General features: G+C 58.1%; 13 protein-coding genes. 3 read left to right on the top strand and 10 right to left on the bottom strand.

Translation table 11 applies throughout. The annotated features are described in order from the left end of the window. Positions 1-6 precede the first annotated feature (6 nt). From RMR24_RS12015 to mltG, 3 genes are read right to left on the bottom strand one after another with little or no spacing between them, the layout of a single operon-like run. Positions 7-1,026, bottom strand: coding sequence for a DNA polymerase III subunit delta' (locus RMR24_RS12015; RefSeq protein WP_310615313.1), 1,020 nt, complete (start codon positions 1,024-1,026; stop codon positions 7-9). 13 nt (positions 1,027-1,039) lie between these two features. Beyond that, a complete protein-coding gene (tmk, locus tag RMR24_RS12010) occupies positions 1,040-1,681 on the bottom strand; it encodes a dTMP kinase (protein WP_310615312.1) in 642 nt (213 codons plus the stop codon). 6 nt (positions 1,682-1,687) lie between these two features. Beyond that, the gene (mltG, locus tag RMR24_RS12005; protein ID WP_310615311.1) at positions 1,688-2,686 is read right to left on the bottom strand and encodes an endolytic transglycosylase MltG; all 999 of its coding nucleotides are present in this window, start codon (positions 2,684-2,686) and stop codon (positions 1,688-1,690) included. A 50-nt stretch (positions 2,687-2,736) separates the two neighbouring features. Between mltG and RMR24_RS12000 the strand changes: the two genes are divergently transcribed. Beyond that, on the top strand, positions 2,737-3,702 hold the full coding sequence (locus RMR24_RS12000) for a folate-binding protein (RefSeq protein ID WP_310615310.1): 966 nt from the start codon (positions 2,737-2,739) through the stop codon (positions 3,700-3,702). Here the strand turns inward: RMR24_RS12000 and RMR24_RS11995 are convergent. Beyond that, a complete protein-coding gene (locus tag RMR24_RS11995; protein ID WP_310615309.1) occupies positions 3,699-4,133 on the bottom strand; it encodes a GNAT family N-acetyltransferase in 435 nt (144 codons plus the stop codon). The genes RMR24_RS12000 and RMR24_RS11995 overlap by 4 nt on opposite strands. A gap of 10 nt (positions 4,134-4,143) precedes the next feature. Then, a complete protein-coding gene (locus tag RMR24_RS11990; RefSeq protein WP_310615308.1) occupies positions 4,144-5,097 on the bottom strand; it encodes an alpha/beta hydrolase in 954 nt (317 codons plus the stop codon). A gap of 15 nt (positions 5,098-5,112) precedes the next feature. Here RMR24_RS11990 and RMR24_RS11985 point away from each other — a divergent pair, with 15 nt between their 5' ends. Beyond that, positions 5,113-6,270: an iron-containing alcohol dehydrogenase gene (locus tag RMR24_RS11985; RefSeq protein WP_310615307.1), complete on the top strand. Its 1,158-nt coding sequence runs from the start codon at positions 5,113-5,115 to the stop codon at positions 6,268-6,270. Positions 6,271-6,287: 17 nt separating this feature from the next. Here RMR24_RS11985 and RMR24_RS11980 read toward each other — a convergent pair whose 3' ends face one another. From RMR24_RS11980 to RMR24_RS11970, 3 genes are read right to left on the bottom strand one after another with little or no spacing between them, the layout of a single operon-like run. Continuing rightward, positions 6,288-7,262: a rhodanese-related sulfurtransferase gene (locus tag RMR24_RS11980; RefSeq protein WP_310615306.1), complete on the bottom strand. Its 975-nt coding sequence runs from the start codon at positions 7,260-7,262 to the stop codon at positions 6,288-6,290. A 46-nt stretch (positions 7,263-7,308) separates the two neighbouring features. Continuing rightward, positions 7,309-8,382 carry a phospholipase gene (locus RMR24_RS11975; protein WP_310615305.1) on the bottom strand — a complete coding sequence of 358 codons (1,074 nt, stop codon included), beginning with the start codon at positions 8,380-8,382 and terminating at the stop codon, positions 7,309-7,311. A 14-nt stretch (positions 8,383-8,396) separates the two neighbouring features. Continuing rightward, a complete protein-coding gene (locus tag RMR24_RS11970; RefSeq protein WP_310615304.1) occupies positions 8,397-10,787 on the bottom strand; it encodes a Tex family protein in 2,391 nt (796 codons plus the stop codon). A 166-nt stretch (positions 10,788-10,953) separates the two neighbouring features. On the opposite strand from RMR24_RS11970, the gene RMR24_RS11965 reads away from it, so the two are divergent. Next, positions 10,954-11,955, top strand: a complete 1,002-nt coding sequence (locus tag RMR24_RS11965; RefSeq protein WP_310615303.1) for a tripartite tricarboxylate transporter substrate binding protein — start codon at positions 10,954-10,956, stop codon at positions 11,953-11,955. A 23-nt stretch (positions 11,956-11,978) separates the two neighbouring features. On the opposite strand, the gene RMR24_RS11960 is transcribed toward RMR24_RS11965, so the two are convergent. Both RMR24_RS11960 and RMR24_RS11955 read right to left on the bottom strand, forming a co-directional pair. Continuing rightward, complete coding sequence (locus tag RMR24_RS11960; protein ID WP_310615302.1) at positions 11,979-12,401, bottom strand: PaaI family thioesterase; 423 nt, start codon at positions 12,399-12,401, stop codon at positions 11,979-11,981. Between the two features lie 19 nt (positions 12,402-12,420). Then, a complete protein-coding gene (locus RMR24_RS11955; protein ID WP_310615301.1) occupies positions 12,421-13,596 on the bottom strand; it encodes an acetyl-CoA C-acyltransferase in 1,176 nt (391 codons plus the stop codon). Positions 13,597-13,603 lie beyond the last annotated feature (7 nt).

The following is a 13,603-nucleotide window of genomic DNA, read 5'->3' as shown; positions in this document are numbered from 1 at the left end:
TTTTCTTTAGTCTTTGGCGCGCAAAGCCGTTTGTGCACGAGTCACCAAGGCTTCAAACATCAAACCTGCGTTGTATGGGTGCTCTGAGGTGCGTGCTGCATCCATGAGATCTTTAGACCATTGGGTGAGCGAGCTAACTGTGCCTGCAGTGGGTAAATCAGCCGCTAAAAAGAAACGTGGCTCAGCACCTGTGCGCACGGCCAGCAAATCGTGACACAGCTTTTGCAGCATGGCGATGGCCTGCGTTGGCGTGGCGTCAGACACCGCACCCACATCGCCACGCAACACAGCTTTGGGCAAACTTGCCCAATGTGCGGCTTTGAGGCCTGCGTTGGCAAGCTCTAGCGCATCTTCGGGGCGGCCGCCTGCGGCGCGCAGCAACACGGCCGCGTCTGCGACGGGCACGCCTTGGTTTTGAAGCCAACTTAAAGATTCGGCCTCGGTCGGCCAAACCATGGTGTGGGTTTGACAGCGGCTGCGAATGGTGGGCAGCAGCTGGTGTGCGGCTTCGCTGGCCAGCACAAAGCGACATTCGCCTGGCGGCTCTTCTAGGGTTTTGAGGATGGTGTTGGCCGTGACGTGGTTCATGCGTTCGGCTGGATACACAAACACCACTTTGGTGGAGCCGCCCGATCGGGTTTGCTGGCTGAAAGCCACCATATCGCGAGCGGCTTCGACGCGAATTTCTTTACTGGGCTTGCGCTTTTTGTCGTCGAGGTCTTTTTGGGTTTTCTCGTCGAGGGGCCAGCTCAGCTCTAATGCCAGGGCTTCGGGCATCAGTGTGCGCAGGTCGGCATGGGTGCGCACATCCACGGCATGGCAGCTGCGGCATTGGTAGCAAGCGCCCTGCTTTGTGGGTGCTTCGCACAGCCAAGCGCGTGCCAGTTCTAGGCCGAGTGTGTATTGCCCCAAGCCAGATGGACCCTGCAACAGCCAAGCGTGGCCGCGACGCTCTAGCAGCGTGGTGAGCTGGCCTTGCAGCCAAGGGCTCAAGACGGGCTTCGCGTGTGTGGTGGTTTCGGTCATATTGCGCTAGCGCTCAAGTTGAACTGAGCCAGCCGCGCTGCACAAAGTTTTGGTGAAGTTGCTGCCACACAGCTTCACGGGTTTGGACAGCGTCTAGGCGCACAAAGCGCTGTGCATCGGCCGTTGCACGGGCAGCGTAGCCATCAGACACTTTTTGGAAGAACTCAACAGGCTGCGCCTCAAAGCGGTCGGGCACACGCGCACCAGCAAGGCGCACGGCGGCGATGGCTGGGTCAAGCTCAAACCACACGGTCACATCGGGTTGGCGAATGCCGTTTGGAATGGCTTGAACCCATTGTTCGAGTTGATGCAACACACCCAAATCAAACCCACGGCCGCTGCCTTGGTAGGCAAAGGTGGCATCGGTGAAACGGTCGCACAGCACCACATCGCCGCGCGCCAAGGCGGGCTCAATCACGTGTTGCAAATGGTCGCGACGAGCGGCGAAGATCAGCAGGGCTTCGGTGAGTGAATCCATTGCGTCGTGCAGCACCATCTCGCGCAGCTTCTCAGCCAGAGGTGTGCCGCCTGGCTCACGGCTGAGCGTGACTTGGCGGCCCTGCGCTTTGAACGCGGCGGCCAAGCCATCGATGTGCGTGGACTTGCCTGCGCCGTCGATGCCCTCAAAACTGATGAACAGACCTGTTTTTGTCATAGTCCGTTATTTTGCCTGTTGGCGTTGGTAGCGGTTGACCCCCGCGTTGTGCTCGTCCAGCGTAGCGCTGAAGTGGCTGGTGCCATCGCCTTTGGCCACAAAGTACAGGGCGTTGCTGGGTGCTGGCTGCACAGCAGCTTTGAGGGCGTTACGCCCGGGCATGGCGATGGGGGTAGGTGGCAAGCCTTTGCGGGTGTAAGTGTTCCAGGGGTGGTCGGTGCGGAGGTCTGCACGTCGCAAGTTGCCGTCGAAGGTGTCAAACATGCCATAAATCACGGTGGGGTCGGTTTGCAGGGGCATGCCAATGGCTAAACGGTTGTGAAACACGCGACTGATGGTGGTGCGGTCGCTCTCTCGGCCAGTCTCTTTTTCGATGATGCTGGCTAAGATGAGCGCGTCCCCAATGGTCTTGACCTGAATGTCCGACTGACGCTGGCCCCACGCGGCGGCCAGTTGTTTGGTCATGGCATTGGCGGCACGTTGCATCACGTGCAGCTCAGACGTGCCTTTGCCGTAGGTATAGGTGTCTGGAAAAAATCGACCTTCGGGCGCGACGCCTGGCATACCCAGCTTGGCCATGAGCTCGTCATCGCTCAAATCTTTGGTGTCGTGCTTGAGTCCATCGGCTTTGGCCAAGGCTGCTTTAAATTGTCGAAACGTCCAGCCATCAATCAGGCTGATGGCTTTGAGGCTTTCTTCACCACGGCTGAGTTTGCGCAGCAAATCTAGCGGCGTGTTGCCTTGGCTCAGCTCATAGCTGCCGGCGCGCAGCTTGCGCGATTGGCCACTGGCGCGGAAAAACGCATACAGCACCATCGGCTGCACATTCACACCTGCATCAGTCACAGCTTGAGCAATCTCTCGCACGGGGGTTTGCGGCGCAATAGACACATCCACCGTAGCCGTGGGGAGGGACATTGGCTTTAACACCCACCAACCAGATGCAGCAGCCAGCAAGAGGACCAAAGCCAACATCGTCCAAAAGATTCGCTTGATGAGCCGCATCACAACCCTATGTTCAATCACGTTAATCAAGCGAGCATGATAATTCACCCATGTCACAGACCACCCTCTCCGCCTTCACACCCTCAGCACCGCTGAACGGCATTGCCCCCTTGCCTCACCTCGGCCTCATTCGCGCTGCGGGTGCAGACGCTGCCAGCTTTTTGCACAACCAACTCACCAACGACGTACTGTTGATGAAAGACGGCCAATGCCGCCTAGCCGCCTTTTGCAATGCCAAGGGCCGCATGCAAGCGAGCTTTGTGGTTTACAAGCGTTCGGCCGAAGAAGTGCTGCTGATTTGCCGCAAAGATCTGATTGCCCAAACCGTCAAACGTTTGTCCATGTTTGTGATGCGCGCCAAAGCCAAGCTGAGCGATGCAAGCGATGAATTTCAAATGCGGGGTTTGGCCGGCGATGCGGTGGCTCAAGCACTAAGCGGCTTGTCCTCTGAGGCCGCATTGACGGTTGAGCCATGGCAACGCCACACAGCGCAAGCCGCGGATGTGCTAACCCTCTACCCCGCTTTGGGCCACGCACGCGCTTTGTGGATTGCGCCAATAGACGTCGCCTTGCCCACAGGCCCAGCACTTGGTGCCGAGCTGTGGCAAGTGGGAGAAGTGATGAGCGGCATCGCGTGGGTTGAATTAGCCACTTTCGAAGCCTTTGTGCCGCAAATGCTCAACTACGAATCGGTAGATGGCGTGAACTTCAAAAAAGGCTGTTACCCCGGTCAAGAGATCGTGGCTCGCAGCCAGTTCCGTGGCACCTTGAAGCGCCGTGCTTTCATTGTGCAAAGCCCCGTCGTGATGACGGCTGGTCAAGAAGTGTTTTCGAGCTTAGATGCCACACAGCCTTGCGGCCTGGTGGCGCAGGCCGCCAGCGATGGTGCCGGGCATGTGGCAGTGGTTGAATTGCAACTGAGTGCCACAGAAAACAGCAGCTTGCATTTGGGTGCCGCAGATGGCCCTGTGCTGAGCTTGCTGCCGTTGCCTTACGCGTTGCGCGACGACATTTAACTCAGGTTCAACCGCATCTCCACATGCGGTATGCCCACCTCATCAAACGGTTCTCCGTACACGCTGAAACCTTGGGACGCATAAAAGCCCTCGGCTGTGCGTTGCGCACTGAGCCGCACTTCCTTGTTGCCACGTCTTCTGGCCTCTAGCAGCAAGGCTTGCAGCAATCGGGCGCCATAGCCGTGACCGCGCTCATGAGCCAACACAGCCATGCGCCCTACTTTGGCCACGTTGGCCAAAGGGTTCAACAATCGGGCATTGCCAAGTGCTTGGCCATTCACATCAAACAGCACGGCGTGCAAAGCCGTCGCGTCATCAGCGTCCCATTCATCTTCGGGGGCAATCCCTTGCTCATGCACAAACACGGCAGTGCGTACTTCCTGAGCTGGGGATTGCATGAAGAGCCACTCGCCAATTTCGATGTAAGTCATGGCCTTCAATTCACGAACCAAATGCGTGTCGCAACGCACGCGCAGCATCCATGTGTGCAGTCAGCGCTTCAGGGATGACACGGCCCATTTGAATGAAGCTGTGCACCACACCTTTGTAAATTTCCAAGTCCACAGGTACACCGTTCAAGCGCAGGTGGTCGGCATAGGCGACGCCCTCATCCACCAATGGGTCACACTCGGCCAAGCCTAGCCAGGCGGGCGCAACCCCCGATACATCGGCGAGCATGGGTGAAAAACGGGGGTCTTGTCGATCTTCAAGCTTGGGCACGTAGTGAGCGTAGAAGTATTCGATGCTGGCTTTTTCCAGCAAGAACCCTTTTTCAAAGGTGTGAGCCGATGGCAAGTACTCAGGCGAGCAGCCGGGGTAGAACATGAGTTGCAGTTTGAGGTCCATGCCTGCATCGCGCGCCGTAATGGCGGTGGCCGCTGTGAGGGTGCCACCCGCGCTGTCGCCGCCAATGGCGATTCGCGTGGCGTCTAGCCCAAGGCTGGCTGCGTTGATTGTCAGCCATTGCAGGGCGTCAAACGCATCATTGTGGGCTGTGGGGAACGTGTGCTCGGGTGCGAGCCGATAGTCCAACGCCACGACCGCACAGTTGGTCAAATGGGCCAAGTGTTTGCAAAGCGCCTCGTGTGTTTCGGGGCTACCCACGGTAAAGCCACCGCCATGAAAGTACAACAGCACTGGCAAGTTGGGCTTGGCATGTTCGGCCCACAGCTTGGCTCGCAGAGTGGCTCCGTCTCGGGTGGGAATGAGCAAGGTATCGTCGCGCGCCATCTTGGGTGCATTGATTTCCAGCACGCCTGCGCCCAGTGCAAATGCTTGTTTGGCTTGCAGTGGGGTCAGCAGTGCCATCGGCGGGCGGCCGGCTTTGGCAATGGCATGCAGCACATCGCGCATGGCGGGGGTCAACAAGCTTTGCGGGTTACGTGGGTGACTCATGTTTTATAGTGTGCCATGGCTCAAATTTTCTACCTCACCAACATCCAGATTGACTTTGGCGTGCTCGCGACCCTTGGGGCAGAGTGCGAAAAAGCCAACATCAAACGCCCACTCATCGTGACCGATCAAGGCGTCAAAGCCGTGGGCATTTTGCAAAAAGCGCTGGATGCTTTGCACGGGTTAGAGGTGGCAGTGTTTGACCAAACCCCATCCAACCCCAACGAAGCTGCGGTTCGCGCAGCGGTGACGGTGTATCACGCGCACCAGTGTGATGGCCTCATTGCGGTGGGTGGCGGCTCTTCCATCGACTGCGCCAAGGGCGTTGCCATTGCGGCCACCCATAAAGGCCCGCTCAAGACCTACGCCACCATTGAAGGCGGCTCGCTCAAAATCACGTCCGCTGTGTCGCCCATCATTGCTGTGCCCACCACGGCGGGCACAGGCAGCGAGGTGGCGCGTGGGGCCATTCTTATCGTGGACGATGGTCGCAAGCTGGGTTTCCATGCTTGGCACTTGGTGCCCAAAGCTGCGTTGCTCGACCCCGAACTCACGCTGGGCTTGCCCCCTGCCCTGACCGCGGCCACCGGCATGGACGCCATTGCGCATTGCATGGAAACCTTCATGGCGGCTCCGTTTAACCCACCCGCTGACGGCATCGCACTTGACGGCCTCACACGCGGTTGGGCGCACATCGAGCGCGCCACTGCCAACGGCCAAGACCGCGATGCACGCCTGAACATGATGAGCGCGTCGATGCAAGGCGCGATGGCATTTCAAAAAGGCTTAGGCTGTGTGCATTCGCTCAGCCACAGCTTGGGCGGCGTGAACCCACGGTTGCACCACGGCACTTTGAATGCAATGTTTCTGCCTGCGGTGGTGCGTTTTAACGCCGAAGCCCCATCGGTGCAAAAAGAACGCCGCATGGAACGCATGGCCTACGCCATGGGCTTGGTCTCAGCCGCTACATCGGCGCAAGCCGCAGAAGCCATCGCGCAAGCCATCACCGCCATGAACGCCCGTTTGAATTTGCCCAAAGGCTTGGCCGAGATGGGCGTCACGCCCGATTGCTTTGACCAAGTGATCGCAGGCGCCATGGCCGACCACTGCCACAAAACCAACCCGCGTTTGGCAACTGAGCAGGACTACCGCGAGATGCTGAACGCGGCCATTTAAAGCGACATGCTTCGCGCTTAGTCGGCTTTTGAGTGGTTGTGGTCGTGGCTGTGCTCAGGCATCTTGGCGCCCACATGAAGTTCGCCCCGCGCCTCTGCCAACTCCACCTGACGTTGGCGCTCTGCCATTTGTTGCTTTTGCTCAGGCGTGCGTTGGTCGTGGCAGTGTTCGCAGCTCACGCCCAGCACGTAATGCGGCGACAGTTTGTCTTGCTCGCTCAACGGCCAGCGGCAAGAACGGCATAAGGCGTGATGGCCCAAGCCCAGACCGTGCCCCACGCTCACGCGCTCATCGAACACAAAACAATCGCCTTCCCACATGCTTTGCTCAGCCGGAATTTCTTCCAGGTATTTGAGGATGCCGCCTTCGAGGTGATACACCTCGTCAAAGCCACGCATTTTCATCAGCGCGGTGGATTTTTCACAGCGGATGCCGCCTGTGCAAAACATGGCTACTTTGGTCTTTTTGGCAGCGTCACCTTGCAGGGCTTCTTGGCCGTCTAGCCAAGCGGGTAACTGAACGAAGTTTTTAAGCTTGGGGTCAATCGCCCCCTTGAAAGTGCCAATCGCCACTTCGTAATCGTTGCGGGTGTCGATCACCACCACGTCGGGGTCGGCCAGCAGCGCGTTCCAGTCTTGGGGTTTGACATACTGGCCCACCGTCTTAGTGGGGTCCAGCCCTGGCACACGCAAGGTGACGATCTCTTTTTTCAGCCGCACCTTCATGCGGGTGAACGGCGGCTTGGGGCTCCACGATGCTTTGTGTTGTAAGTCGGCCAGACGCGGGTCTGCGTGCAAAAACGCCAGCACAGCGTGAATACCTGCTTCTGGGCCCGCAATCGTGCCGTTGATGCCTTCGTGCGCCAAAAGCAGCGTGCCTTTGACGTCGTTGGCTTCGCAACAGGCTTGCAGAGGCGCTTGCAGCTCGGCGAAATCGGGCAGCGCGACAAATTTATAGAGGGCAGCGGTGAGGTAGGTACGGGCGGAATCCATGGTCTGATTATCGTTGCGGCTGCGCATGCGACGCAGCCAGATGGCGCTAAAGCTGTTGCACCGAATGAAGGCTAGGCGCCATCAACCATTCAGAAAAGTCATGTGCCATTTGCTCACTCGCACTGACCGCCGTTTGCCAAACCTTCACCCGCGCTGGGAAATCAGCGGCATACGTCACAAAGTCGCTGCGGTCCGGCAGCTTGCCATTGGGCAAGGTTTTGACCCACTCGGGGTTGGGGGCCAAGACGATGGTGTTGTCTAAAAACGGCGTGGACTTGTGGCGCCACTTCAGGGCTTTGTCTAGCCAGCCAGGCACCACAGCTTTTTGAAAGTGCGGGTAAAGCACCAGAGGGCTTTTGGCCAAGCCGTTGTAATTGAGGTGCAGGTGGTAGTCGGTGATGCCGCCGTCCCAATACGCGCCCGTGGGTGCATCGGGAATGTCGTGCACGGCTTGCAGCACAAACGGGATGGAGCAACTGGCTTGCAGCGCGGCCATGAAGTTGCGCTCGTTCAGCGCCATGTGTTGGGTGGCAAAGTCAGCCGCATCAAACGGCAGGTCGCCACGACTTGAAAACACCACACGCTCTAGCCACACGTCCATGGCTTTGCGTTGCAAGGCATTGCACAGATACGCACCTGCGTAGCCCAAGGGCGTGAGCAGCGGGTGCTCGCGGTGCAAGATGTGTTTGCCACGCGAGGTCACCACATGCAAGCGATAGCGCGGGTTATTCAGCACTTCGCTGACATGGCCGCCATAAAACGCTTGCAGCGTTTGGCTGAATTCGTCACTCACTTGGCTTGCACTGGGGCGCTTTTGACCTTCGGGTACTTTGTACTCTTGGTGGATGTAGTCGTGTGACAGTCGATCAAAGCCTTGCACGGGATTGTCCAAACACGCCGTGGCCATGCGCCATGCGCCGATGGAGGCGCCAACGAGGTCGATGGGCTGTGTGCTTTGCGGCAACCACTCACCAAACAAAAAGCGGTCCAACGAGCCAAGGATCAAGCCCTTAGGCCCACCCGCCGCCGCAGGAATCACGCCGATGTGCTCAGGTCTCAAGCCATTGGCCTCGATGTGGGCCATGGCTTTGGGGCCGGCGTAGATGTGCAGGGCTTTCAAAGCGGGCCTTTGTTTTACTTCTTCAAACCTTGCAGCTTTGCAAAGGCACTTGCCATGGCTGAGCCCGCCGCCGCTTGCGGTGGTGCGGTGTAGCTACCGCCACCTGCGCCACCGCGCTGGCGGTTGTCACGACCCGCATGCTCAAAGCGGTTGTCGCGCGGTCCATCGCGCTTGGCAGGTGCGCCATCCATCTTCATGGTCAAGCTGATGCGTTTGCGGGCCACGTCTACTTCCAGCACTTTGACTTTGATGATGTCGCCGGTCTTCACCACTTCGCGTGCGTCGGTGATGAACTTGTTGCTCAGTTGGCTGACGTGAATCAGGCCGTCTTGGTGCACGCCCAAGTCGACAAACGCGCCAAAGGCAGCCACGTTGCTGACCGTACCTTCGAGCACCATGTCGACCTTCAGGTCTTTGATGTCTTCCACGCCGTCTTGCAGCTTGGCCACTTTGAAGTCGGGGCGCGGGTCACGGCCTGGCTTTTCGAGTTCGCTCAAGATGTCTTTGATGGTGATCACGCCCACGGTGTCGTTGGCAAACAGCTCGGGCTTCAAAGTTTTGAGCATGTCGGCGCGGCCCATCAGCTCAGCCACGGGCTTGCCCGTTTGCGCCATGATGCGCTCCACCACGGGGTAAGTTTCGGGGTGAACCGCGGTCATGTCCAGCGGGTTGTCGCCGCCTCGGATGCGCAAGAAGCCCGCGCTTTGCTCAAACGTTTTCGCGCCTAAGCCTGTGACCTTGAGCAACTGCTGACGGTTGGCAAACGCGCCATTGGCTTCGCGCCAACGCACCACGGCTTTGGCGGTGGTGGTGCTCAGGCCCGACACGCGGGTGAGCAACGGCACGCTGGCGGTATTCAGGTCCACACCCACTTTGTTCACGCAGTCTTCGACCACGGCTTCGAGTGTGCGGGCGAGTTCGCTTTGGTTCACATCGTGTTGGTACTGGCCCACGCCGATGGATTTGGGGTCGATCTTCACCAACTCAGCCAAGGGGTCTTGCAAGCGGCGCGCAATGCTGGCTGCGCCGCGCAGGCTCACGTCCACATCGGGCATTTCTTTGCTGGCATATTCACTGGCGCTGTACACCGAGGCGCCGGCTTCACTGACCACCACTTTGTCGATGACCTTGGATGCATCGTGTTTGGCCATGAGTTTGATCAGTTCGCCAGCCAGTTTGTCGGTCTCGCGGCTGGCTGTGCCGTTGCCAATGGCAATCAAGTTCACGCCGTGTTTCTCGGCCAGTTTGGCCAAGGTGTAAAGCGAGCCATCCCAATCTTTGCGAGGCTCGTGGGGGTAGACGGTGGATGTTTCCACCAACTTGCCCGTGGCATCAACCACCGCCACTTTCACGCCAGTGCGAATGCCTGGGTCTAGGCCCATCACCACGCGTGGGCCAGCGGGTGCTGCCAGCAGCAAGTCGCGCAGGTTGTCGGCAAACACTTTGATGGCGACCTTCTCGGCTTCTTCGCGCAGTCGGGTGAACAAGTCGCGCTCAGTGGAGAGGCTGAGCTTCACGCGCCAGGTCCACGCCACGCATTTGCGAATCAGATCGTCCCCTGCCCTGCTGGAATGGCTCCAGCCGAGGTGCAACGCAATCTTGCCCTCGGCCAAGCTCGGTTTGCCCGGCTCAGGCTTGGCATTGATGCTCGCCTCCGGCTCGGGCAGCACCAGTTTGGCATCCAGCATTTCCAGCGCACGGCCACGGAACACGGCCAAGGCACGGTGCGAGGGCACGCGGCCAATGGGCTCGTCGTAATCAAAGTAGTCGCGAAACTTCGCCACGTCGGGGTTATTTTCGTCTTTGCCAGCGGCCAATTTGCTGCGGAACAAGCCTTCGGCCCACAGCCATTCGCGCAAGGATTGAACCAGCGATGCGTCTTCAGCCCAGCGCTCGCTCAACAGATCGCGCACGCCATCTAGCACAGCTGCGACTGATGAGAAGTCGGCTCCTTCAATCTTGTCTGCGGGGAGGATGAAGGCTTCAGCTTCCACAGCGGGATTAAGCGTGGGGTCGGCAAACAGCTTGTCGGCCAGTGGCTCCAAGCCTGCTTCTTTGGCAATCATGCCCTTGGTGCGGCGCTTGGGCTTGAAGGGCAAGTAAATGTCTTCCAGCTCTTGCTTGGTGGGCGCAGCTTCGATGGCGGCCAGCAGTTCGGGCGTGAGCTTTCCTTGTTCTTGAATGCTCTTGATGACGGCAGCACGGCGGTCTTCTAGCTCACGCAGATAGCTCAGGCGGGCTTCGAGTTCGCGCAGCTGAATGTCATCCAAACCCCCGGTGACCTCTTTGCGGTAACGGGCAATAAATGGCACGGTGGCGCCGCCATCGAGCAGCTCGACAGCAGAGCGCACTTGGGCTTCGGAGATCTTGATTTCGTCCGCCAGTTGGCGGGTAATTTTTTGCATGTTTTCAGTCAGTCGAATTCGCTAAAGCCGGTAATTTTGCCTGAGCGTGCGATCAACACCTCTTTGCAATCTCGGAATGTTATGGGAAGGCGCCATAAAAGGTATTGGACCCAGCGCTTTCAGTGACCTACTCTGCACCCACAACAACACAAGTAGGAGACATGAAATGGAATTTAAAAAGCAAATGGACCGCAGGTCATTCGTCTTAGGTATGGGTGCTGGTATGACAGGCGTGATGGCCGCACCCAGTGTTTTTGCAGCAGACCCTTATCCAAACAAGGCTGTGCGCGTGGTTGTCCCTTTTCCACCTGGCGCCAACGTCGACGTGGTGGCGCGCATCTTTACCGACAAGCTCACCAAGGAGATGGGCCATCCATTTGTGGTCGAAAACAGGCCTGGTGCCGGTGGTGCCCTTGGTTGGGATACCGTGATGCAGCGTCCTGCTGACGGCTACAGCCTGTTTTATTCGGTGCGTTCCATCATGGGCATCACGCCGCACGTGTATCCCAAAAGCAAGTTAGATCCAGTTAAAGATTTCACGGCCATTTCGCAAATCTGTACGCTGCCTCACGTGTTGATTGCCACGCCCAAAGCGCCCTTCTCAAACATGAAGGAACTGGTTGAATATGCGCGTGCAAATCCTGGCAAACTTGATTACGCATCGCTTGGTGTTGGTTCTCACCCCCATTTGGCAGTCGAATATTGGGCCCAGCAACTGGGTATCAAGATCAATCACATCCCTTACACCGGAAACCCAGCCATCGATGTGATGTCAGGCACTGTGAGCATCTTCCTAGAAGGATCCGGAACGGCCGTTCCGCGTGTGCAATCGGGGGGCGTCAAGGCTCTGGCGATCACTGGCGGCAGCCGTATCGACTCGCTGCCAAACGTTGGCACTGTCAACGAATACAAAGCAGGACTAGACGAAGACGGCATCATTGGTAGCACTTGGCACGGCTTTTTTGCTCGCAAGGGAACGCCAGACAGTTTCGTTGCCGAACTCAACAAACAGATGACAAAGATTGCTCAGGACCGCGACACCGTGAAACGCCTCACGGAGTTTGCCGCCGTCGGCACAGGTACATCAGCCGAGTCGCTCAACGCCGTGATCGCCAAAGACTATGAATTCTTTGGCAATATCGTGCGCAACCTAAAGATTGCGACCTGAGTCTCAAAAATACCGATGCGGCGTTAATCCGTCGCAACCTCGTTCATGTTTGTGTCACCAACTTCACGTGACACATATTTGAACGTACCGGTTGCATGTGCGCACACTCGGCCTTGCGCATCGAGCACTTTGCCCTCCGTGAAAGCCATGTTGCGCGTGCGGTGCATCAATCGCCCCTCGGCGGTCAAGGGACCGCGCGCGGGTTGCATGAAAGACGTTTTCATCTCAATGGTGACCACGCCCATACCTTTGTCTACGCTGCGTGCTGCGGTGGCCAAGGTCACGTCTAACAGCGTCATCACTGCGCCGCCATGCGTCACATTGAACGAGTTCATGTGCTCAGCTTCGGGGGTGTAGCGCAGCTCAGACCGTCCCTCATCAAAGAACACCAGCTCAAAGCCCAAGTGATCGACAAATGGAATGTAGGCGCCAAAGCTTTCCTGCATGGTGTTCTCCTTTGATGCGTTAGAGCACTTCAAAAATACCCGCTGCGCCCATGCCGCCGCCAATACACATGGTCACGCACACGCGTTTGGCGCCACGACGTTTGCCTTCAATCAGCGCATGGCCCACCAAACGTTGGCCACTCACGCCGTAAGGATGGCCCACCGCAATGGCGCCACCATTAACGTTCAGGCGGTCATCGGGAATGCCCAGTTTGTCGCGACAGTACAGCACTTGCACTGCAAAGGCTTCGTTGAGTTCCCACAGGTCAATGTCGCCCACGCTCAGGCCCAAACGCTTGAGCACTTTGGGAATGGCGTACACGGGGCCAATGCCCATTTCGTCAGGCTCGCAGCCTGCTACGGCAAAGCCGAGGAAGCGGCCCAAGGGGTTCAGGCCACGTTTGCTGGCGAGCTCTTCGCTCATCACCACGCAAGCGCCTGCGCCGTCTGAAAATTGGCTGGCGTTACCGGCGGAAATCAAGCCGCTGGGCATGGCAGATTTGAGGTTAGCCAAGGCTTCGACGGTGGAGCCTTCGCGAATGCCTTCGTCTTTGCTGACCGTGACTTGCTTGGTCATCAGGCCCATCACTTTGTCGGCAATACCCGCTTTGACGGTGATGGCGGCGATCTCGGCATCAAACAAGCCAGCGGACTGCGCAGCAAAAGCGCGTTGCTGGCTGCGTGCGCCGTATTCGTCCATGGCTTCGCGACCAATGTTGTATTTCTTGGCCACATGTTCAGCGGTTTGCAGCATGTTCCAGTAGATCTCGGGCTTCTTTTTGTTGAGCGCCAAGTCCATCAGCATGTGCTGGTTCATCTCTTGTTGCACACACGAGATGCTTTCCACACCACCGGCCACATACACATCGCCCTCGCCCGCGATGATGCGTTGGGCAGCTGTGGCAATGGTTTGCAAGCCTGAGGAACAAAAACGGTTGATGGTCATGCCCGACACCGACACCGGGCAGTCAGCCATGAGTGCGATTTGACGAGCAATGTTGGTGCCGGTTGCCCCTTCGGGCAAGGCGCAGCCCATGATGACGTCGTCCACCTCGGCGGCTTCAATGCCGGCGCGTGCAATGGCGTGTTTGACGACGTGACCACCCAAGGTTGCGCCGTGGGTCATGTTGAAAGTGCCCTTCCAGCTTTTGGCAAGCGGTGTGCGGGCGGTAGAGACGATGACAGCGTGGGTCATAGGTTTT

Source organism: Limnohabitans sp., assembly GCF_031539105.1.
Classification (GTDB): Bacteria; Pseudomonadota; Gammaproteobacteria; order Burkholderiales; family Burkholderiaceae_C; genus Limnohabitans.
Note: the sequence above shows the minus strand (reverse complement) of the source record. Positions and strands in the feature narration are given on the sequence as shown.

Coding starts and splice junctions, on each gene's coding strand:
- RMR24_RS11980 (WP_310615306.1), bottom strand. CDS start 7,262: ATGGATTCCGCCCGTACCTACCTCACCGCTGCCCTCTATAAATTTGTC.
- RMR24_RS11985 (WP_310615307.1), top strand. CDS start 5,113: ATGGCTCAAATTTTCTACCTCACCAACATCCAGATTGACTTTGGCGTG.
- RMR24_RS11965 (WP_310615303.1), top strand. CDS start 10,954: ATGGAATTTAAAAAGCAAATGGACCGCAGGTCATTCGTCTTAGGTATG.
- RMR24_RS12015 (WP_310615313.1), bottom strand. CDS start 1,026: ATGACCGAAACCACCACACACGCGAAGCCCGTCTTGAGCCCTTGGCTG.
- RMR24_RS11990 (WP_310615308.1), bottom strand. CDS start 5,097: ATGAGTCACCCACGTAACCCGCAAAGCTTGTTGACCCCCGCCATGCGC.
- RMR24_RS11970 (WP_310615304.1), bottom strand. CDS start 10,787: ATGCAAAAAATTACCCGCCAACTGGCGGACGAAATCAAGATCTCCGAA.
- RMR24_RS11955 (WP_310615301.1), bottom strand. CDS start 13,596: ATGACCCACGCTGTCATCGTCTCTACCGCCCGCACACCGCTTGCCAAA.
- mltG (WP_310615311.1), bottom strand. CDS start 2,686: ATGCGGCTCATCAAGCGAATCTTTTGGACGATGTTGGCTTTGGTCCTC.
- RMR24_RS12000 (WP_310615310.1), top strand. CDS start 2,737: ATGTCACAGACCACCCTCTCCGCCTTCACACCCTCAGCACCGCTGAAC.
- RMR24_RS11960 (WP_310615302.1), bottom strand. CDS start 12,401: ATGCAGGAAAGCTTTGGCGCCTACATTCCATTTGTCGATCACTTGGGC.
- tmk (WP_310615312.1), bottom strand. CDS start 1,681: ATGACAAAAACAGGTCTGTTCATCAGTTTTGAGGGCATCGACGGCGCA.
- RMR24_RS11995 (WP_310615309.1), bottom strand. CDS start 4,133: ATGACTTACATCGAAATTGGCGAGTGGCTCTTCATGCAATCCCCAGCT.